General features: G+C 41.0%; 18 protein-coding genes. 12 read left to right on the top strand and 6 right to left on the bottom strand.

The genetic code is table 11. The annotated features are described in order from the left end of the window. Window positions 1-35 precede the first annotated feature (35 nt). Both QMA00_RS01730 and QMA00_RS01725 read left to right on the top strand, forming a co-directional pair. Complete coding sequence (locus tag QMA00_RS01730) at window positions 36-2,759, top strand: insulinase family protein (protein WP_290155652.1); 2,724 nt, start codon at window positions 36-38, stop codon at window positions 2,757-2,759. 51 nt (window positions 2,760-2,810) lie between these two features. Next, window positions 2,811-5,051 (top strand): EAL domain-containing protein, encoded by a 2,241-nt coding sequence (locus tag QMA00_RS01725; RefSeq protein WP_036956874.1) that lies wholly within the window; start codon window positions 2,811-2,813, stop codon window positions 5,049-5,051. Here the strand turns inward: QMA00_RS01725 and QMA00_RS01720 are convergent. Together QMA00_RS01720 and yeiP are read right to left on the bottom strand one after the other, a co-directional pair. Continuing rightward, the gene (locus QMA00_RS01720) at window positions 5,048-5,242 is read right to left on the bottom strand and encodes a hypothetical protein (protein WP_024602809.1); all 195 of its coding nucleotides are present in this window, start codon (window positions 5,240-5,242) and stop codon (window positions 5,048-5,050) included. The genes QMA00_RS01725 and QMA00_RS01720 overlap by 4 nt on opposite strands. 174 nt (window positions 5,243-5,416) lie before the next feature. Continuing rightward, on the bottom strand, window positions 5,417-5,989 hold the full coding sequence (gene yeiP, locus QMA00_RS01715) for an elongation factor P-like protein YeiP (protein WP_024602810.1): 573 nt from the start codon (window positions 5,987-5,989) through the stop codon (window positions 5,417-5,419). Window positions 5,990-6,182: 193 nt separating this feature from the next. Here yeiP and QMA00_RS01710 point away from each other — a divergent pair, with 193 nt between their 5' ends. Beyond that, the gene (locus QMA00_RS01710; RefSeq protein ID WP_013464512.1) at window positions 6,183-6,569 is read left to right on the top strand and encodes an MmcQ/YjbR family DNA-binding protein; all 387 of its coding nucleotides are present in this window, start codon (window positions 6,183-6,185) and stop codon (window positions 6,567-6,569) included. A gap of 110 nt (window positions 6,570-6,679) precedes the next feature. On the opposite strand, the gene fadJ is transcribed toward QMA00_RS01710, so the two are convergent. Together fadJ and fadI are read right to left on the bottom strand one after the other, a co-directional pair. Further along, window positions 6,680-8,872, bottom strand: coding sequence for a fatty acid oxidation complex subunit alpha FadJ (gene fadJ / locus QMA00_RS01705; protein ID WP_248474300.1), 2,193 nt, complete (start codon window positions 8,870-8,872; stop codon window positions 6,680-6,682). Then, window positions 8,872-10,182: an acetyl-CoA C-acyltransferase FadI gene (fadI, locus tag QMA00_RS01700; RefSeq protein WP_013464510.1), complete on the bottom strand. Its 1,311-nt coding sequence runs from the start codon at window positions 10,180-10,182 to the stop codon at window positions 8,872-8,874. The genes fadJ and fadI overlap by 1 nt, the downstream gene beginning before the upstream one ends. Before the next feature lie 330 nt (window positions 10,183-10,512). Here fadI and QMA00_RS01695 point away from each other — a divergent pair, with 330 nt between their 5' ends. From QMA00_RS01695 to QMA00_RS01660, 8 genes are read left to right on the top strand one after another with little or no spacing between them, the layout of a single operon-like run. After that, entirely contained in the window at window positions 10,513-11,469 is a 957-nt protein-coding gene (locus QMA00_RS01695) for a MoxR family ATPase (protein WP_248474299.1), read from the top strand. A 3-nt stretch (window positions 11,470-11,472) separates the two neighbouring features. Then, a complete protein-coding gene (locus tag QMA00_RS01690) occupies window positions 11,473-12,417 on the top strand; it encodes a DUF58 domain-containing protein (RefSeq protein WP_290155643.1) in 945 nt (314 codons plus the stop codon). A 3-nt stretch (window positions 12,418-12,420) separates the two neighbouring features. Beyond that, window positions 12,421-12,855, top strand: a complete 435-nt coding sequence (locus tag QMA00_RS01685; RefSeq protein WP_013464506.1) for a DUF4381 domain-containing protein — start codon at window positions 12,421-12,423, stop codon at window positions 12,853-12,855. Then, window positions 12,848-13,831 carry a VWA domain-containing protein gene (locus tag QMA00_RS01680; protein WP_028835374.1) on the top strand — a complete coding sequence of 328 codons (984 nt, stop codon included), beginning with the start codon at window positions 12,848-12,850 and terminating at the stop codon, window positions 13,829-13,831. The genes QMA00_RS01685 and QMA00_RS01680 overlap by 8 nt, the downstream gene beginning before the upstream one ends. Continuing rightward, window positions 13,831-15,726 carry a VWA domain-containing protein gene (locus QMA00_RS01675; protein ID WP_290155638.1) on the top strand — a complete coding sequence of 632 codons (1,896 nt, stop codon included), beginning with the start codon at window positions 13,831-13,833 and terminating at the stop codon, window positions 15,724-15,726. The genes QMA00_RS01680 and QMA00_RS01675 overlap by 1 nt, the downstream gene beginning before the upstream one ends. Then, window positions 15,720-17,366: a BatD family protein gene (locus QMA00_RS01670; protein WP_290155636.1), complete on the top strand. Its 1,647-nt coding sequence runs from the start codon at window positions 15,720-15,722 to the stop codon at window positions 17,364-17,366. Before QMA00_RS01675 ends, QMA00_RS01670 begins: the two co-directional genes overlap by 7 nt. 54 nt (window positions 17,367-17,420) lie before the next feature. Further along, window positions 17,421-17,978 carry a sigma-70 family RNA polymerase sigma factor gene (locus QMA00_RS01665; RefSeq protein WP_013464502.1) on the top strand — a complete coding sequence of 186 codons (558 nt, stop codon included), beginning with the start codon at window positions 17,421-17,423 and terminating at the stop codon, window positions 17,976-17,978. Continuing rightward, complete coding sequence (locus tag QMA00_RS01660) at window positions 17,978-18,730, top strand: DUF3379 family protein (protein ID WP_290155632.1); 753 nt, start codon at window positions 17,978-17,980, stop codon at window positions 18,728-18,730. The genes QMA00_RS01665 and QMA00_RS01660 overlap by 1 nt, the downstream gene beginning before the upstream one ends. Before the next feature lie 151 nt (window positions 18,731-18,881). Here QMA00_RS01660 and QMA00_RS01655 read toward each other — a convergent pair whose 3' ends face one another. Then, window positions 18,882-20,072: an amino acid aminotransferase gene (locus QMA00_RS01655; protein WP_036983216.1), complete on the bottom strand. Its 1,191-nt coding sequence runs from the start codon at window positions 20,070-20,072 to the stop codon at window positions 18,882-18,884. A gap of 78 nt (window positions 20,073-20,150) precedes the next feature. After that, window positions 20,151-20,810 carry a GAF domain-containing protein gene (locus QMA00_RS01650; RefSeq protein ID WP_076921532.1) on the bottom strand — a complete coding sequence of 220 codons (660 nt, stop codon included), beginning with the start codon at window positions 20,808-20,810 and terminating at the stop codon, window positions 20,151-20,153. A gap of 248 nt (window positions 20,811-21,058) precedes the next feature. On the opposite strand from QMA00_RS01650, the gene QMA00_RS01645 reads away from it, so the two are divergent. Continuing rightward, window positions 21,059-21,388, top strand: coding sequence for a translation initiation factor (locus tag QMA00_RS01645; RefSeq protein WP_008114484.1), 330 nt, complete (start codon window positions 21,059-21,061; stop codon window positions 21,386-21,388). Window positions 21,389-21,396: the final 8 nt, after the last annotated feature.

Raw genomic sequence — 21,396 nt, 5'->3', positions numbered from 1 at the left:
GTTAACAATTATACGTTTAGTTTCAGGAGCATCATTTGAAAATCAGCACCAATGATAACAGAGCTTACCGCACACTAACACTGGACAATGGTCTAAAAGTACTTTTAGTGCACGATCAAGACTCAGCAAAAGCTGCCGCATCCATGGCTGTTAACGCTGGTCACTTTGACGATCCGCTTGATAGGCAAGGCTTAGCGCACTTTTTAGAGCATATGTTGTTTTTAGGCACTGACCTTTATCCTGAATCAGGAAGTTTTAATAATTTTGTCTCGCAGTCTGGTGGCAATACCAACGCGTGGACTGGCACAGAGCATACCTGCTATTTCTTTGATATTAATAACCATTATATTGAAACAGCATTAGCGCAATTTAGCCGGTTTTTTATAGCGCCTACACTAAACCCCGCTGAAATAGAAAAAGAACGTAATGCGATTGAGGCTGAGTTTAAATTAAAAATTAAAGACGATGGCCGTCGAATTTATCAAGTGCATAAAGAAACGGTTAACCCTGCACACCCATTTGCTAAATTTTCCGTGGGAAACTTACAAACATTAGCAGATAGACAACGCTGTATTAGTGATGAATTACGTGACTTTTTTAATCAGCATTACCAAGCTCAGTGGATGACGTTAGTGATTTGTGCCAATGAGTCATTAGATACACTTGAGGCATGGGCAACTCAATATTTCTGGCAGATTAAAGGCAATAACAGCAAGTTAAAGCCACCTATAGAAGCGCCGCTTTATCGCAGCCAAGACTTGGGTAAGTTGCTCCATATTGAGCCACACAAGCATGTACAAAAGCTGATTATTAGCTTTGCTATGCCAAACATTGACGATTTTTATCGTCATAAAACGGTCAGCTTTATTGCGCACTTACTAGGTTATGAGGGGCAAGGCTCGTTGTATTCTGTGCTTAAAGAGCAAGGTTGGATCAATGCCCTCTCTGCAGGTGGCGGAATTAATGGCAGTAATTTTAAAGACTTTAATATTAGTATGGCGCTGACCGATGAAGGCATTGAATACTACGAAGATATTATTGAAATGGTGTTTGAATACATTTGTTTAATTAATAACAACACCAGCAAACTACCTCGCCTATATCAAGATAAGCAAAAACTATTACAAATCGCATTTGATAACCAAGAAAAGTCTCGCCTAATTGATTGGGTCAGTAATTTAAGTATTAACATGCAACACTACGATGAAGTTAATTACTTACAGGGTGACTATTTAATGGAGGGCTTTAAAGCCAGCACGCATGAAATGGCTATGCAGTGGTTAACTCCGCACAACATGCGTTTAGTGCTTATTCATCCGGGTGTAGAGCCTGAACACACAGCTGCTTGGTATAACACCCCCTATAAAATTGAAAAATTGTCGCTACATTGGCTCGAAGCACTTGCACAGATTAGCCAGCCACAAAGTGAAATGCTATTGCCCACGGCTAATCCTTATTTAGCTAAAGATGTCATTTTATATCCGGTTGAATCACAGCAACGATATCCAACATTACTGGTAAAAGAAGCAGGCTTTGACTTTTGGTTTAAACAAGACGCCACCTTTAGAGTCGCCAAAGGGCATTTTTATTTAGCCATGGACTCTGACTTTGCAGTAAAAGATGTGAAACATATGGCACTGACGCGGTTATTTTCAGATTTATTCATGGACAGTGTTGGCGAACAGTTTTACCCAGCGGAACTTGCGGGCTTAAGTTATCACTTAACCTCTCATCAAGGTGGCTTAACGCTTCACACTGCGGGGCTTTCTTCAAGCCAACTCGAATTAGTCGATCAGCTGATTGATGCACTATTTAACGTAAAAATTTGTGCCAAACGCTTTGCAGAATATAAAAAGCAACTGGTAAGGCATTGGCGTAATAGCAATCAAAACAAACCCGTTAGTGAGCTATTTAGTATTTTAGGCGCTAAAATAATGCCGTGGAATCCTCAGCCTGACGAGTTAGCAAACGCACTCAAAGACACCTGTTTCCATCAGTTTAATGAATTTAGACAAGCGTTTTTTAATGCCCTTCATGTTGAGTCTTTTTTACATGGTAATTGGCAGCAAAATGATGCGCTTGAGTTTCAAAAGAAGGTCGCCCAGCACCTTAAAAAATCAGCCGTTATCGACGATTTAAAGCGCCCACTTTATGAAATCACTAAAGTGACCCGCTACGAGCTTGAACTTGCCTGCAGCGATAATGCCATGGTGATTTACTACCAAGCACAAAGCGATGACGTTAATGAAAAAGTGAAAATGATGGCGCTGAATCATTTAATTAATCAAGATTACTTTAATGAACTCAGAACCACGCAACAACTCGGTTATTTAGTAGGGGCAGGATACGCTCCTTTTAATACCCGTGCTGGTATTGCCTTTTATATACAATCACCAAAATTTGAGCCCACCACGTTACTGCACAGGCATAATTTATTTATTAGCCAGTATTTAGCAACAATTAATGAACTAACAGAACAAGACTGGCTGCAACAAAAACATGGATTAACAACCCATATTGCTGAAAAAGACAAAAATTTGCGTTTACGTTCACAACGTTTATGGCTTGCTATAGGTAATGGCGATCATCGGTTTAATATGCAGCAACGCCTGCTGGATTCTTTAAACGCATTAACGCTTGAAGATTTAAAAGCCTACGCCGCTGAAATTTTTAATGCAGATCGCCCAAGATATGAGCTTTTAAGTGCCAAATCTGTCAATCTGTCTGAGAAACTACCACTTTATTCGCATTCTCTTTGACTCTTGCTCGCGCTTGATTTAGATTGTCTTTTGTTAATAAGAAGTAAGACAATGAAAAAAATAAAAATAATAAAATACATTCTATTGTTGGCCACTTTGGCCACAGCCTACTCTGCGAGTGCATTCGAGTCATCGTTTAACTTGAATTTAAATGCGCTAGTCGTTAGCGTGTGCGCAATAATGTCGTTAGTTGTGGTTTACTTGTTAACGGTTGTTCACTCACTCAAGCGTTCACACTCTCAATTACAGCTTTCTGAAAAACGGTTAAAAAGTACCGTAGAAGGCAGTGGTGATACTCTATGGGATTGGAATATCAAAACCGGTAAAGTTATTCGTATCAATGACAAATACGTGATGAATAGTAATAACCTAGTAGAATTTCCACCGAATAAAAGCTTGATCCACCCCCGCGATTTAACCCATGTTGATTACCTACTAAAAAAACACTTTGCCGAAGAAAGTACTTTTTTTGAAGCAACTTATCGTATTAAAGACAGCTTTGGTAAATGGCACTGGGTGCTCGACCGCGGAAAAATCATTGAAAAAGACGCTAACCTAAGCCCACTGCGAATGACTGGCACAGTCAGAGATATCTCGCAGTTAAAATCAACGGAAGATCGACTTAACTTATTTGCAAAATGTGTTGAGTCACTCACTGATGCGCTGGCCATTTATGATAAAGACTTTAGGCTTGTGGATATTAATCCAAGCTTTTTAACTTTGTTTGGCGGCGTACGCGAGCAATACCTAAAGAAAGAGTTTCATTTAGCCGGTTACGACAAAAGCTATATAGAATCTATAAAAAATACCGTTAGAAAGCACGAACATATTCAAGAAGAAGTAAAGCTTCGCAATAGCGATCATGCTCTGCTGCCATTTGAAATCTCAATAGACGAAATTAAAAACGCACAAAATCAAATAACCAATTATGTGGTGGTGTATTCAGATTTAACCGAACGTAAAAAGACCGAATCTGAACTGAATAATTTATCAAACAGAGATCGCACCACCAGCTTACCCAACCGTAATTTGTTTTTTTCTGACTTACAAAAACTTGCAAAGCAGCATTCTCATCATGCATTACTCGTATTTGATTTAGATAACTTTAAAAAGATAAACGACTCATTAGGCCATCAATTAGGTGATAGTTTACTGGCAAAGCTTGCTATGCGTTTAAATAAGCTCACCCGTGAAAATGACGTATTTTATCGCCTTGGCGGCGATGAATTTGCGCTAGTAATGTCAAACACCAACGATATTCTCACTATCACTCGCATGGCTAAACAGTTTTTGGCGGCCATAGCTACACCATTTAAAATGGCAGGCCATGAACTTGCTATCACCTCAAGCGTTGGTATAGTGTTGTTTCCCGAAGATGGTAACACCCCCGAAATACTATTAAAGAACGCCGATACTGCGATGTATCATGCTAAAAAGAAAGGCAATAGCTACCTGTTCTTTAATGACACCATGAACCGCCAAGCAGTAAAACGACTGCAAATAGAAAACCTAATGCGCTTTGGCTTAAAAGAAGATCATTTTGAGGTGTATTACCAGCCTAAAATGAATATTCGTACTGGTAAGCTTGCTGGAATGGAAGCGTTGGTACGTTTTATTACCCCGAAAAAGGGGGTTATTAGCCCAGGGGTATTTATTCCAATTGCCGAAGAAACAGGGCAAATTATTGAAATTGGTGAAGTAGTTTTAAACAAAGCTTGTCGCGATGTAAAACAGTGGTTAGATGCAGGCTTATTTAATGCCCGTGTTGCTGTTAACTTATCAGCAAAACAATTTAGCCTACCCGATCTAACCTCGCGCATAGATGTGATTTTACAAAAAAATGAACTGCCCTCGTACTTTTTAGAGCTTGAGATAACTGAAGGCACCGTAATGGACGATCCACAAGAAGCCATTGCGATTATGCGCTCTTTAAGTGCCCGTGGTATTCACTTAGCAATGGATGACTTTGGTACCGGCTATTCATCACTTGCGTATTTAAAGCAGTTTCCACTCAATACGCTTAAGGTAGATAAAGCCTTTATCGATGATATGAAGACTGAACGTGGCCGCAATATGGTGGACTCTATCGTCACTATTGCGCATAACCTTGATTTGCATGTAGTTGCCGAAGGGGTGGAGCAAGCGTCACAAATAAGCATACTTGAAGAGCTAAACTGTGAAACACTGCAGGGTTATTACTACTCTAAACCACTCTCAAAAGATGAATTTACTGCGTTTTTAAAACAACAACAAAGCCAATCAAAACTCAGTTTAATTAGAGCGACCAGTTAAGCACGCCATAGACACGCATTTACACCTATATTGCGTATCAATGCACGTCGATAATGCATATTAAACAAGCACCAAGCAACAGGACCAAACACGCCACCTAAAAATAACCAGCGTTTAACAGGCATGCCCTTTTTAATGGTTTCTAAATACATAAGCGCTATAAATACACCGCTAAGCAAAATAAATAACACCACTACCTCAACTTGCTCAAAAATAAGGTGCGTATAATAGCGTTAAATTGGCTAAATTTGAAGCAACGCATGCTGCTAATCAGCAATAATGCTTAATCAATTTGAGGGGCAAATCAGACGCAAAAAAGCCGAGCAACTTAAATACTCGGCTAATCATCATAGATTTATAGCGGCTTACTTGTCAGCACGGCCCATAAACTTATGCTCTGCGGTATTAATACGGATGCGATCGCCCGTAGAAATATGCTCTGGCACTTGAATAGTTAAGCCGGTTGATAAACGAGCAGGCTTTGAACGCGCGCTGGCTGAAGCCCCCTTAATTGAAGGGTCGGTTTCCTCAACTACAAGTTCAACACTTGAAGGAAGATCAAGCCCAACTGGCGCACCATCAATCACAATAACATGCACGCCTTGGGTCTCTTCGTTAACAAACTGAATCTCTTCAGCTATGGCGTCTTTAGCCAAGTTGTAAGGCGTGTAGTCTTCATTATCCATAAAGACATACTCATCGCCATCAATGTACGACAGCATGGCTTCACGACGGGTTAAATCAGCAAGGTTAAGCATGTCGCTGTCTTTAAATGTTTCGTCAACTTTGCTACCCGTGACCACATCGTATAAACGCATACGGTATAAACTACCACCGGCACGACCTTGTGGTACAGAACGTACGATATCTTTTACTACTAATACACGGCCATTAAAGTCAATAGCCGTCCCTTTTTTAACATCACTTGCCTTTGGCATGGGTGAATTCCTATTGTTTTTTTGATTGCGAGAAACATACCACGAAACTGATTTTGTTCAACAATAAAGTGATATGATTAGCTTCTTACTTCGTACTGACTTATAAATCTGTAATTTAGACTTAAACTCGTGTTATCTAGTGGCAAAAAGCTGCTATGGTTAAGTTATCGATTATGACCTCAAGGAATGGCTCATGAACCAACAAACTGTACATACCTATTTAATGAACAAGCCGTTAGTTAAACTAACCCAGCCTTTTGCTAAAGATGTTGATGTGTATAAAGTAAATCATAAAATGTTTGCCACTCTTGCACTTAGCAATGAGGGTGAAACCGACGAAAATGGCGAGCCTATTTGGTGGCTAAACTTAAAGTGCGATCCTGATGAGGCGCAATCATTACGAGATATTTTCCCTGCCGTTATTCCTGGTTATCATATGAATAAACGCCTTTGGAATACCGTGATTTTAGATGGCTCAGTACCACAGGGTGAAATTGAGCGTATGATTGATAACTCGTTTAATTTGGTGGTCGACAACATGCCTGATAAAGATAAAAAGGCCATTGAAGCGTTACTGTAAATAAGCGTCCAGACGCAACTTTTACCAATTCGATTGATTAAGTATTATTGTTGATTATCGAACACAAAAAAGCCGCATAATTTGCGGCTTTTTTACGTTAACTTAAAACATTAATCTTTCTGTTCAGTCGTCTCATTTGGAGTGTCAGTTGATTTATCATCACCTTGCGCTATCTCAATTTCAGCTTTTTTAGCGGCTGTAGTGTAAAACTTATCGCCCTTGTCAGCCATTGCAAGTAAAGTATCACAAGGTGTAAAAATAGCGTTGCTGTTAGCCAGAGTAGACATATCAGAGCTTATTTTACCTGCGCCTAATTTATCCATGTAGCTAAACGGGCCACCTAGGAATGGTGGGAAACCAATACCAAAAATAGCACCAATATCACCATCACGCGGGCTGGCAATAATACCGTCATCTAAACAGCGAACGGCCTCATTAAGCATTTGTGAGATACAACGCTTAGCAATTTCGTTTTTATTTAAACGTGGAGCTGGGGTTACACCCAGTAGCTCGTAGACTGACTCATCAACCTTTTTGCCTTTCTTGTCGTATTCATAAAAACCACGACCCGTTTTACGGCCTAAGCGTTTTGAATCAATCATACGTGAGAAAGCATCTGGGCCTTTAAAACGCTCACCGAGTTCTTTTTCAAGAATTGGCGCGATTTTAGAACCAATATCAATACCGACTTCATCAAGCAGTGCCAACGGCCCTACTGGAAAACCAAACTCAACTAAGGCTGCGTCAATTTTTTCAATTGGCTCACCGGCAAGCATTAAGTTTGCCGCCTCATTCAGGTATGGCGCTAAAATACGGTTAACATAAAAACCAGCCATATCTTTTACCACAATTGGCGTTTTACCTTGCTTACGCGCAAAGTTAACTACACGAGCAATCGTTTCTTTTGAGGTGCCTTCGTGAGGAATAATTTCTACCAGTGGCATTTTCTCTACTGGTGAGAAATAATGTAAACCAATTACATTTTCAGGACGCGCTGCTTTAGCTGCAATTTGCGAAATAGGTAATGATGAGGTATTACTGGCAAAAATGGTGTTTGCTTGGCAATGCTGCTCTACATCAGCAACCATACCTTGCTTCAGTTCTAAGTCTTCAAATACTGCTTCTATCACTAAATCTATGTGTTTAAAACCGCTGTAATCGGTAGTGCCGGTTATACGGTTCATCGTTAACTGCATATCGGCTTTAGACATAATACGGCGTTTAAGACGCTTATCTAAAATTTTGTAAGTGTAGTTCATGGCATTACTTATGCCCTGCTCTGCCACATCTTTAATACGGACCGGCAATTTAGCTTTGACCGCACTCACATGGGCAATACCTGCGCCCATTAAGCCACCACCTAACACGGCAGTTTTACTAATCGCGGGAGCATCATCGTTGCGCCATTCTTTTTTCATTTCAGTGGTTGCAAAGAAAATACCGCGAAGTGCTTTAGACTCATCACTCATTACTAACGTAGCAAAGCCTTCGGCTTCGGTTTTATACGCTTTCATTTCATCAAGCTCTACGCTTGCACGAACCGCTTTAATAATCGCAAGCGGCGCTGGGTAGTGACCACCTGTTTTTTTAAGTACGTTTTCATTAGCTTTTTTAAAGATAAAGTTACGACCAAACGGGTTTGATTCTAATAACTTGCTGACCTTATCAAGTTTAGGCTCTTTAGCTTGTGGCTTTTTCTTCGCCGCAAACTCTTTGGCCACTTTTAGCAGTACGCTTTGTGGAACACAATCATCCAATACACCGGCTTTTTTAGCTTGTTTTGGACGAATTTGCTTACCAGTTAGCATCCACTCAAGGGCTTTTTGAATACCCACGATTTTAGTTAAGCGTTGTGTACCACCACCGCCAGGCAATAAACCTAGTTGTACTTCTGGTAAACCAATTTTAGTTAAATCGCTATCTGTACCTACGCGGTAATCACAGGCTAAAGCAAACTCTAAACCACCACCTAAAGCAGGGCCATGTATAGCACTAACCGTGGTATACGGTAGTTTTTTCATATCAAAAAATGCTTGATGGCATAATTCGCTGATAGCTAATGCATCTTCGCGTTTTTCAACACCGTCTAACATTTTTACATCAGCACCGGCAATGAAGTTATCACTTTTGCCACTAATAAATACCATACCCTTAACAGCATGCTCTTTAGCCTGTGCTAATAATGCTTTTAAATCGTCAGCAAAGCTGTCACGCAGGGTATTCATTTTTTCACCCGGCACATCAATGGTTACCACGGCTATTTTGTTATCATCAACCGTTAAATTAAATACTGAATCTGTCATTACGCACTCTCCAATACAAAGGCTGCACCTAAACCACCCGCAGCACAGGCAGTCGTTAACGCTAAACCACCGCCACGACGCTTAAGCTCGTATAAGCTTTGTGTGATTAAACGCGCGCCGGTTGCCGCAAATGGGTGACCATAAGCGAGTGAACCGCCGTTAACGTTAAACTTATCCATGTTAATTTCACCTATGGCTTTATTACGCCCTAAGTGCTCTTGTGCAAATTTATCTGAAGCAAACATTTTCATATTCGCTAAGGTTTGCGATGCAAACGCTTCATGCATTTCTATAAGGTCTAAATCAGCTAACGTAATACCTGCTCTATCAAGCGCGATTGGCGTTGAGTGGGCAGGCCCCATTAGCATGTCTTTTTCTACGCCTATAGCTGAAAACGCAAAACTGCGCACATAACCTAAAATTTCGTAACCCAATGCTTTTGCTTTGCTTTCGCTCATCATTAACACTGCAGCTGCGCCATCGGTTAATGGGGTTGCATTAGCGGCAGTCACAGAGCCGTGCTGACGATCAAATACGGGTTTAAGCTTGGCATAACCTTCAACCGTTGAGTTTTTACGAATATTGTTATCTTCTTCAATAAAGCTTTTATAAGGCGGTAAGTGCGCCGTCATTACTTCATCTTTTAACTTGCCATCTGCCCAAGCTTGAGTTGCTAATGAGTGAGAACGATGTGCTAAAGCATCTTGATCTTCACGGCTAATATTATGGGTTTTAGCCATTTGCTCAGCTGTTTGTCCCATTGATAAACCCGTTGAGTACTCAGCAACCGCTGGCGGCACTGGCAATAAATCTTTTAAACGTAGTTTTGAGAATATTTTTAAACGCTGACCAAGCGTACGTGCTTTGTTTAAATCAACTAAGCTACCCGCTAATTTTTTACTTACACCAATTGGCAATACAGATGATGAATCGGCACCACCGGCAATACCTACGCTCACAGAGCCTGCCATAATTGATTCGGCAACGTTTGCTATCGCTTGAAAACTCGTCGCACAAGCACGCGATACAGAGTACGCATCAACCGATACTGGCATCCCAGTACCCAATACAATTTCACGCGCAATATTTGGCGCTTCTGGCATTTGTACTACTTGCCCAAAAACCAATTGATCGATTTCTGACTTGTCGAAATTTAATCGCTCAAGCATTTCATTAACTACTAGCTTACCCATATCCAATGCTGGTACATGGTGGAACGCAGTCGCTTGCTTAGCAAAAGGAGTACGTAAGCCGCTTACGATGGCAATACGGTCGCCTTTTGGTGTTTTAAGTATGTTTTGCTCAGACATTTATTATTCTCTCCCGCTGACAGGTCAGACCTGTATGTTTTCTCCGATTCTAAACAACCCGTGTGATAAAGCCAATAGATAAAGGTAAATTAATACAAAAGCGCCATTGTAAATCACTACATACATTGTATGAGGGTAATACAATAGGCTTTTTTAGCTGGTTTTACAAAGTTTTATGTTAGGCTAAAAAATCGTTAAAAAATAACGAACTATTTTTAAAAAATCAGTCTAACTCTTGAGTTATCCACTTATAAACCTTATAACTAGCTCAGTATTTGTTACCTAACCAATTTAGGTATTATTTAAGCTGACGAGGACAGTCCACTTATTATGGCAGCTAACGCATTTTCACAATTAAAAACGTATTTAGACACCCAAATTATTGGCCAGCCTGCGCTCACTCAAGCACTATTAATTGCTATACTAGCCGATGGCCATTTATTAGTTGAAGGCCCACCTGGGCTTGCAAAAACACGCGCAGTTAATGCCTTAGCAAGAGGTATTGAAGGCTCGTTTCAGCGTGTTCAGTTTACCCCAGATTTATTACCAGCCGATGTGACCGGCACCGATATTTATCGCCAACAAACCAGTGAGTTTGTATTTGAAAAAGGCCCTTTATTTCATAACCTCATTTTAGCGGACGAAATAAACCGAGCACCGGCAAAAGTACAATCGGCATTATTAGAAGCGATGGCCGAGCGCCAAGTCACGGTAGGCAAAAACACCTATCCACTCAGTGACCTGTTTTTAGTGATGGCAACACAAAACCCGCTTGAGCAAGAAGGTACTTACCCTCTACCAGAAGCGCAATTAGACCGCTTTTTAATGCACTTAAGTATTAATTACCCAGGTGCTGAGCATGAGCTTGATATTTTACGTTTAACCCGTGGTGAAGCACTTAATGATGAAGCCCCAGTGCTTGAGCAAATTTCACAAACCGATTTGTTTGCTGCGCGAAAAGCAATTTTAGGTCTGTATTTGGCCGAGCCATTAGAGCAGTACCTAGTGCAACTGATCATAGCCACTCGAGAAGGTGCAAACTTAGATGAACAACTTGGCCGCTGGATTGAATACGGCGCCAGCCCACGTGCCACGATTGCTTTGGATAAATGTGCCCGCGCTCATGCGTGGTTAAGTGGTCGTGATTTTGTATCACCTGACGATATACAAGCTGTGGTACATAATGTATTGCGCCATCGCATTATTCTAAGTTACGAAGCACAAGCCGATGGTATTACAAAAGATCAGGTTATTAGCCGTATTGTTGAACTAGTCGCAGTACCTTAAGTTATGCAAACACACTTTGATTCTCAGGCATGGCTTAAATTAAGCCATAGCCATGGTGTTAATTTATCGCTTAAAGAGCTGATGTATTATAAAGCAAAAGCGCAACTGCTTGAGCTGGCACCTAAAGTTAGAATAAAAAACACCTTGGCGGGGCAATACCTTGCGCCCCACAAAGGCCGGGGTATGGAATTTGCCGAAGTGCGTCATTATCAAAACGGTGACGATATACGCTCTATTGATTGGCGCGTTACCGCGCGCACAGGCGAAACCCACACTAAACTTTTTCAAGAAGAAAAAGAGCGCCCGGTATTTGTGTTTACTGACTTTTCAAACTCAATGCTATTTGGCTCGCAATTACTGTTAAAATCGGTGCAAGCGGCACATATTAGCGCCTTAGTTGCGTGGTCAGCGTGTCAGCGTGGCGACAGAATTGGCGGTATTGTGTTTAATCAGCACTCGCATTTAGAGCTAAAACCCAGCGCTCGTGAAAAAGCGGTATTAAAACTATGCCATAATTTATGCGATGCGCATCAGCTGGCTCTTGAGAACATTGATAAGCCGGCCGCGAATAATTTTAGCGATAACCTCAAACGTTTAAATCACTTAGCTAAGCCCGGTAGTTTGGTTTATATCGTGTCTGATTTTAACGCCTTGGATGACGCCAGCTTTAAGCAACTTGAACTTTTAGCGCGTCATTGCGAACTGATTGGGTGTCATATTAGCGACCCCTTTGAACATCAATTACCTGCTTTTAAACAAACGGTAACCGTCAGTGCTAATAATCAGCAATTTGCCCTGCCCTTAATGGACAAGAGCTTTAGACAACGATTTGCCAAAAATGCCGAGCACGCATTTAGCGCACGCATTAATCGCTTAACAAAGTCTGGACTCACCCTATTATCATTTGATGCAGCCACTGCGCTGGAACTGCAATTAGTGAGAAAATAAATCATGCAAACCTCTCCACTTGATGGTCTACACGATATTATTGCTCCCACCCAAGTCGACTGGTGGCCACTCGCTCCTGCTTGGTGGGTTGTTATTGCAATTGCTGTGTGTTTATTGTGTAGCTTAATTGTCATAATTTATAAAAATTATCGCTTTAAAAAGCCAAAACGTGATGCCATTGCATTAGCTAATCAACAACAGTCAGCGCAGCAATTGCATGTCATTTTAAAGCGTTTAGTGATCACCTATTACGATCCGCGTTTGGCCGCGCAGTCAACAACGCATTGGTGCAACACATTAAACCAACTTTCAGCTATTGGCTTTACAGAAGAAGAAATTTTAAGCCTATATAACGCTAATCAAACACAGGCAGCACTTAGTGATAAATTTCGCCAAGCCATTAAACAATTTAAACTAAAGGAGCCGCTGCATGTTTGAATTTAGCTGGCCATGGCTGTTTTTATTACTGCCGCTACCTTTAATATTGTTACTATTAAAACCCGCCGCCAATGATGCCAACACGCGTCTGCGCATTCCAAGTTTTGCATCACATAATTTAAGCAATCAAAGCATAGAGCCAAGTGCGCGTAAATTGAATATTATCGAGTGGTTGCTGTGGTTATTATTAGTGACCGCATCAGCAAATCCAACGTGGTTAGATGAGCCCATATCGCTACCCAACGAAGGCCGCGATATAATGCTCGCTGTGGATTTGTCAGGGTCAATGACCGAACAAGACATGGCTTACAATGGCCAATATGTTGACCGTTTAACCATGGTTAAAGCAGTGCTAAGTGACTTTATAGAGCAGCGCCAAGGCGACAGACTCGGCCTTATATTGTTTGGTGATACCGCTTTTTTACAAACCCCATTGACGCGTGATGTGAAAACCGTCAGTAAAATGCTCTCTGAGGCGCAAATTGGTTTAGTAGGACGCGCCACGGCGATTGGTGACGCTTTAGGTTTATCGGTAAAACGCTTTGCCAGTAAAAAAGAAAGTAACCGTATTGTGGTGTTGCTTACAGATGGACAAAACACCGCGGGAAATTTAAACCCAGAAGATGCACTGTTACTTGCCCGTGAAGAAGGTATAAAAGTGTACACCATCGGAGTCGGTTCAGATAACCCGCGCGGCTTTAGTTTATTTAATATGGGCTCTGGGGGCAGTAACCTAGATGAGGGTTTATTGAAAAAAATTGCTGAGCAAACAGGCGGTCTGTATTTTAGAGCAAAAGATGTCGCTGGCCTGCAACAGATTTACGCTGAGCTTGATAAGCTTGAACCAATTAGTGCCGATGAGCAAACCTTTCGCCCACAAACAGCCTTGTTCTATTATCCGTTATTACTGGCCATTTTACTCATAAGTGCAATGGCATTGATAAAAACGGTGCGCGCAATGAAGGAGCCAAACTAATGGATTTTGAATTTATTCGTCCTGCTATTTTATGGCTGTTACTCCCTGCCTCAGGGTTATTTTTTATCGCCTTACTAAAACATAAAAAAACCCAGTCAGCGCCGCTTATTGCGCCGCATTTGGCACCATTTGTAATGAGTGAATCAAACAATAAAGCTCGCCAGCCGCTGTGGCTGGTTGCGTTATTTTGCAATTTAGCGATTATATTTAGTGCAGGGCCAAGCTTTGAAGAGAAACAAGTACCCGTGTTTCAAAGTAAAAGTGCCCGCGTTATTGTCATGGATATGTCCTACTCTATGTATAGCACCGACATTGCTCCCAATCGATTAATGCAATCACGTTTTAAAGCCCTCGATATGGTTGAGCTATTTAAAGAAGGCGATACCGCGTTAGTGGCTTACGCAGGCACTGCCTATACCATTTCACCACTGACCAACGACGCTAAGACTCTTGCCAACCTTATTCCTAGTTTAAGCCCTGAAATTATGCCAGATAAAGGCTCAAACGTACTCGCTGGCTTAGATATGGCACAAGAGCTACTAAGCCAAGCCGGCTACCTCGATGGCGATATTATTTTGATCACCGATGGTATTGAACAACAACAGCAAAGCGATGTAAGCCGTTTTACCAACAGTAGCCAATATCGACTTAATATTTACGGCGTAGGCACAGCGCAAGGAGCTCCTATAAAGTTACCTGAAGGCGGGTTTTTAAAAGATAATTATGGTCAAATTGTGGTGCCAACCCTCAATGCATCATTACTTGAAGGACTTGCAAAAAATAGTGGTGGGCAGTTTGCCGATTATCAGCCAAGCAATAGCGATATTGCCGTTTTTTCACCGCAAGCAAACAGTGAAGTATTAAAAAGTGAAAAACCAAATTTAGCCTTATGGCGAATTGACGCCGGTATTTATGGTTTGCTTATTTTACTGCCTTTAGCTTTGTATTTATTTAGACGTTCTGCATTAGTTAGCGCAGTACTATTACTTAGCTTTTTACCTCAACAAAATGCGCATGCCGCAGAGCTGCCAACCCTGTTTAAAAATACGGATCAACGGGCATTAGAGGCATACAACAACAAAGAGTATCAACAAGCAGCTCAGGCTCGCTCAAGCGCTCTCAAAGGGGCTGCACTTTATCAGCAAGGGCAATTTGATGCTGCCTTGAATGAGTTTAGCCAAGATAAGTCAGCAACCGGTTATTATAACTATGGCAACGCCTTGGCTAAAGCAGGACAATTAGAGGCTGCCATTGACGCGTATAAACAAGCGCAAGTAAAGCAAGATAACTTTAGTGAAGCCGCTGAGAATCAAGCGCTTGTTGAGCAGTTACTGAGTCAACAGCAAGACCAAAAAAATCAGCAAGGCAATGATTCGCAAAATCAAGATGAGCAAAGTCAAGATGATGCAGATAAATCAAAACAAGATCAGCAAAAAAATGGCGAGAAAAACAACGCAGATAAAAGTGAAGAGGGCAGCCAAAATAGTGAGCAACAGCAATCAGATCAGTCCTCGGAACAATCAAAAGATGAACAAGGCCAATCTGGTGAGCAATCAGACAAACAGAATGAGCCTGATATGCAAGCTCAGTCACAAAGCCAACAAAATGAAAATAAAGACCAGAATAAACCGCAGCAAGATGAGCCTCAAAATCAACCTAATGAAATGAGTGAGCAACCGCCCTCTGATGAGCAAAAACAGCAGGCACAGCAACAAGCCATGCAAGCACAAGCCGCTGAGCTCACTAATGAAGAAAAAGAAAAAGCACAGCAACTAAATCAGTTATTAAGAAAAGTGCCCGACGATCCCGCTATTTTATTAAGAAACAAAATGCAATTAGAAGCCCAAAAAAGACAATATCAACGTCGTCCAACAGGAGTAGAAAAATCATGGTAATGCGATTATTTTGCTGTTTATTGCTATTAACTGCCATGCCATTAATGGCCGCCACCACTTTGGAGGCAAGCGTTGATAAAAACCCAGTATTAGCGGGTGAATTTTTTATGCTTAATATTAGCATTGATGATTCAATAAAAGGGCAACAACCCGACACCTCAGCATTATTAAAAGATTTTGTAGTCGGCCCTATGAGCTTAAGTAGCCGCACTAACATTATTAATGGCAGTATAAAAAAACAAACCTCTTGGTCTGTTAAACTAATGACCCGCAAGGCGGGTGAATACACCATTCCCAGTTTTAGTGTTGCAGGGCTAAACTCGCAACCAATTAGTTTATCGGTTAAAGAGCGCAGCAGCGACGCAGATAAAAATAACGATATATTTTTAAAAACCTCACTCTCAAACAACAGCTTATTTGTGCAAGAGGCTGGCGTTTACACCATTAAGCTTTACTTAGCCAAAGAGCTTCTTGATGGCAGCTTAAGTGCGCCAAGTATGGAAGATGCCCAACTTACCCAACTCGGTAAACAAAGCGAAGATTATGAACTGGTTAACGGTAAACGTTATTTAGTGATCACCCGTAATTATTTAATTCAGCCCCAAAAAAGTGGCGCATACACTATTGCAGCTCCCGTTTTTCAGGGGCGTATTCAGCAAAACTATCGTCAATTGGAAGTGTCAGCGCTTGGCGATGAGCAGCAAATTGAAATTAAACCTATCCCTGAAAACTATCAAGGAGACTGGTTACCCAGTGAACTGGTGAGCTTAACCGAGCAATGGCAGCCAGAGGATAATACCGTTGAAGCCGGTACGCCAATAACACGTACAATTATGCTCACCGCGCTAGGGGTGACTAAAGAGCAGTTACCCGAAATTGATATGCCTACTATTAATGGTATTCGCAGCTACCCTGATGAAAAAGAAACCAATAATGCGGTACGCGATGGCCGAGTGGTATCACAGCAAACGGCCTCGTATGCGCTACTGCCACAAACACCTGGCACTTACACATTGCCTGAAATTAGCCTGCCTTGGTATAACACCAAAATGAATCGAATTAGTTACGCGACCTTACCTGAGCGCACTATTACAGTAACACCCAGTACAACAGCGCCAGTGCAAACGCTTAATCCGCCAGCTGAAAACAATCTAAGTAATACTATGGCAGAGTCAACGGAGCAAGCAGTTACAGTGCAACAGCAAACTGCCACACCACTGTGGCTAATTATTGTGGCCGCACTTGGTTATGTTTTATGGATTGCGACGCTGATTTTTTACTTTATTAAACGCCCAACTAAAGAAGTGCAACAAGCGGCTCAAACAACTAATAAAACAAATCAACAACCATCTTTAAAAGCCCTGCTGGTATTAGCTAAAAGCCATGACGAAAAAGCATTTTACGATGCGCTTAATCAGTATGCGCTAACCCTTACAGGTAAAAAGGTAGGGGCGCTATCCCATTTATGCGCTATGATAAACAACTCGCAGTTCACCGCGCAGGTAAACAATTTACAAGCACAGTTGTACAGTAAGCAAACGGCTAGCGCCAACTTAGACGCTATAGTTAGCATGTTAAAGGCACATCAATCGCAAACAGCTAAGCCTTCATCACCTGCGTTAAAAGAGCTGTATTCTTGATCTCAATTGTATTTTGCTTTTTTGACCTATAATAATTTTAACTAAAAAGTGCTTATGTTTGGAAATAAAAAATCGAATGATCGGGTCTTACTAAATATGGCTGAAAAACAACAACGCTACGAAGCCCTGGTTCACGTTTATCATAAGGAACTCTATCGCTTCGCTTACTGGTTATGTAACGATCCGAATATTGCAGATGACTTAGTGCAAGAAACCTTTTTACGTGCTTGGCGATCGCTTGACTCGTTACTCGATCAAAAAGCAGCTAAGCCATGGTTGCTAACAATTTTAAGACGCGAAAATGCGAGGCGCTTTGAGCGCAAGCAATTTGATTACAGTGATGTAGATAACGACACGCTAGTGGATCAAACCAGTCATTCTTTAGATGATGAAATGGAGCAAACCGTTATTCAACGGCAAATTTCGTTGTTGGCCGATGAATACAAAGAGCCGCTACTATTACAAGTGGTTATGGGCTGCTCTGGGGATGAAATTGCAGACATACTCGATTTAAACAAAAATACGGTTATGACACGTTTATTTCGAGCAAAAAATCAACTTAAAGAGGCACTAAGCCGTGATGATGAACAACTTAAAGGGGCATCAAAATAATGGATGAACTTGAGTTTCGTCGCCGCACGATTGCACAGCCAAACGAGCTAGACAAAGAACTACTGGAATTTGCAAACAGCAGTCCCGATAGACAACAATTTTTAAATGAAAACAAAACATTTGATAAGCAACTTAATGATGCGCTTGATATTCCTGTGCCTGACAACCTTGCTGAACGGATTATTTTAAACACCTCGTTAAAAGAAAAAGCCAGAAAAGATGAGCTTGAACAAAAAGACAACGTTATTGATTCACGCTCACGCTTTAAGTTTGACCGTGTATATTTGGCGTTCGCTGCTTCATTTGTGATTGCGGTAAGTGCGTTTATGTTTAGCACAGAGCAAAACTTGAATCATGCGGCTGGCGAGCATGCATTGGCGCATGTTTATCATGAACTTAACGCGTTAAATAAAACTCAACCTATCAGCTTACAAACAGTCAATGAAAAGCTGGCTTTACTTGGCGGTCAACTTAATGATTTACCTGGGAAAGTTACTTATGTTAACTTTTGCGATTTTCAAGGCGAGAAAGGCATCCATTTAGTGTTTGAATCGGACTTTGGCCCTATGACCGTGTTTATTGTCCCTAGTGATAACAAAGTCTTTGAAATTGGCTCGGGTGACTTTAGTGACTCTCGCTACGTAGGCCATATAAGCCGAGGAAAACAAGCTGATACTGTACTAATAGCAAGCCTAGGCTCACCGGTTAATATGTATTATGAACGTATTGCAGGCGCTATTCGCTGGCTGTAATACCAACTTGTATAAATATTTGAACAATTTAACGAATTAAACTCCCTTATATCTAAGCAGATATATATAAGGGGATGGGTATTACAAACAATAAAAAACCGCAACGAGTGTGCGGTTTTTTTATTGCTAATAAGCTAAAACTTATTATTGGTTACTTACATACATCAGCAACAGCGTTAGCAAAGTAATCGATGTTTGCTTGACTAATTCCCGCTACGTTTACACGGCTAGAGCCTACAATATAAATACCGTAGTCTTTTTGTAGACGCTCGATTTGCTCTTTATTAATACCTAAGAAAGAGAACATACCATGTTGGCGGTCTATAAATGAGAAGTCTTGAGCAATGTCTTTGGCTGCAAGGCTGTCTTTAATTAAACTACGTAAACCATTAATACGGTTACGCATTTCATCAAGTTCACTGTGCCATAACTGCGTTAACTCTGTGCTGCTTAAAATAGTGTTTACAATGTCTGCACCGTGCGCTGGCGGCATAGAATAAATGCTACGTACCACACTTAATAATACCGAGTTTGAAATATCAGCGGTTGCACTGTCTTTTGCAATAATTGAACACGCACCAATACGCTCACGGTATAAGCCAAAGTTTTTAGAACATGATGAACAAATTATCAACTCTTCAACCGCATTGGCTAAAATACGTAAACCATTCGCATCTTCTTCTAAAGAAGAACCAAAACCTTGGTATGCAATATCAATTAATGGCGTAAAGCCCACATCTTTTGCAAGTTCAGCAATGGTATTCCATTGTGTTTCGTTTAAATCCATACCACTTGGGTTGTGACAACATGCATGTAATAACACAACATCGCCCTTAGGCACCTGTGTTAATGTTTCAACCATTTCATCAAACAATAAATCTTTGTTTTCGTAGTCGTAGTATGGGTATTCTTTAACCGTTAAGCCTGCAGCTTCAAATAAGCTAATGTGGTTAGCCCACGTTGGGTTAGTAACCCATACAGTAGCGTTTGGGTTACAACGTACAATAAATTCTGCTGCAACACGAAGTGCGCCTGTACCACCAGGTGCTTGTGCTGTGCGTACGCGATTAGCTAATAATGCCGGGTGCTCACCAAGAAGAAGATTTTCCATTTGTTGACAGTAATCTAAGTTACCAGCAAGACCAATGTAAGATTTGCTCATTTCATTTTCTAAACGAAACGCTTCTGCTTTTTTTACTGACTTTAATACCGGGGTATTCCCCTGCTCGTCTTTATATACACCAACCCCTAAGTCAATCTTATTTGGGTTAGTATCTTGCTTATAGGCCGCCATAAGGCCAAGAATAGGGTCTGTAGGTAATGGTTTTAATACTGAGAACATTGACTATCTCTTCGTTATTTAGGGGTTAGCTGTTGCGCTAAGCTTAACATAAAAACTCACTCGATTGACCAGTGTTATTTACACTAAAAAGTGAGGAATTTTAATACAGCATGCAATTAATAACGCGAGTGTCGCATTATCAAAAAAATCCGTGCTAAAGGCTTCGCCATCGACAATGCCAATGCACTGCTTTTGCGCATTAAATAGTGGTAAACAGGCCTCTGCTTTTACTTTCGGATCGCAGGTGTAATACTCACCACCCGCGGCTAAATATTGCTCAACATTATTAATGACACGTCCTTTACCACTGAGTGCCACTTGCACATTATTACTGCCGGTTGCAAATTCAGCAGTGAGCGGAAATAAAGGGCGACTCGGTGCACCAAAATAAGCGAGCTTTAATAACTGCTCGCCTTCAGGGGTGGCCGTATTTTGATAGATGCCATACCAATCTAACTGGGTGTTTCCGATTACATAGTCAACAATCAACTGAAGTTGTGCTAATTTTTCAGTTGTTTGCGTACTTTGGCTGACATAATCGCTTAGTTTAAACGGCTCATCCTGTAGGTAACCAAATAAACTACATGCCCCACCTTCACCTAGCTCAGGAATTTGGTATTCCCAACGCACGGCTGGTGCAGCATTTTTATTTAGGTATTGCTCAAGCTTTTCTAGCTCAGCGTGAATTAACTGTGGCTCAACATTAAGTTGAGCATACTCTAAGTAAGAATTAACCATTTGGACGTCCATACATCTATAATGCCGAAATAGTAGCATGGATGTTTTTATAGTGCTAGCCAATTTAAAGCGCTTTTTTAAAATCTTTAAACACTTTTATTCATAGATATAATTGCGGTATTTAAACTGGTTGCTTTATCTTTGGGGGCATTAAAAGGTGTTCAGCTTAGGTGCAAAAATTACGCCTTTGCTTCACAAATTTGTTATTATTTGCCGCATTATTATATTCAATCTTAAGTAGGTTAATTATGAGTGATAGTCACTTAGTGTATTCAACAGCAACAGGGCGAATTGATCAGCCAAAGCCAGAAAAAGAACTGGATGTAAAACTATTTAAAGACGGGTCAATTCGCATAGAACGTCAAACCAAAGGCCGAAAAGGTAAAGGTGTAATGCTGGTTGTTGGTCTTGATCCACAACAGCATGATTTGAAAAAGTTAGCAAAAACAATAAAAAGTAAGATGGGCCAAGGGGGCGCAGTAAAAGAAGGTGTTATTGAAGTACAAGGTGATGATCGCGACAAATTAAAAGCGATTTTAGAGGGATTAAAATTTAAAGTAAAAATTGCGGGTGGTTAACCCGCAAT

The sequence above is a fragment of the Pseudoalteromonas sp. APC 3694 genome (genome assembly GCF_030407565.1).
Lineage (GTDB): Bacteria > Pseudomonadota > Gammaproteobacteria > Enterobacterales > Alteromonadaceae > Pseudoalteromonas > Pseudoalteromonas tetraodonis.
The sequence above is the reverse complement of the archived record's forward strand: the minus strand, read 5'-3'. Positions and strand labels throughout refer to the sequence as shown.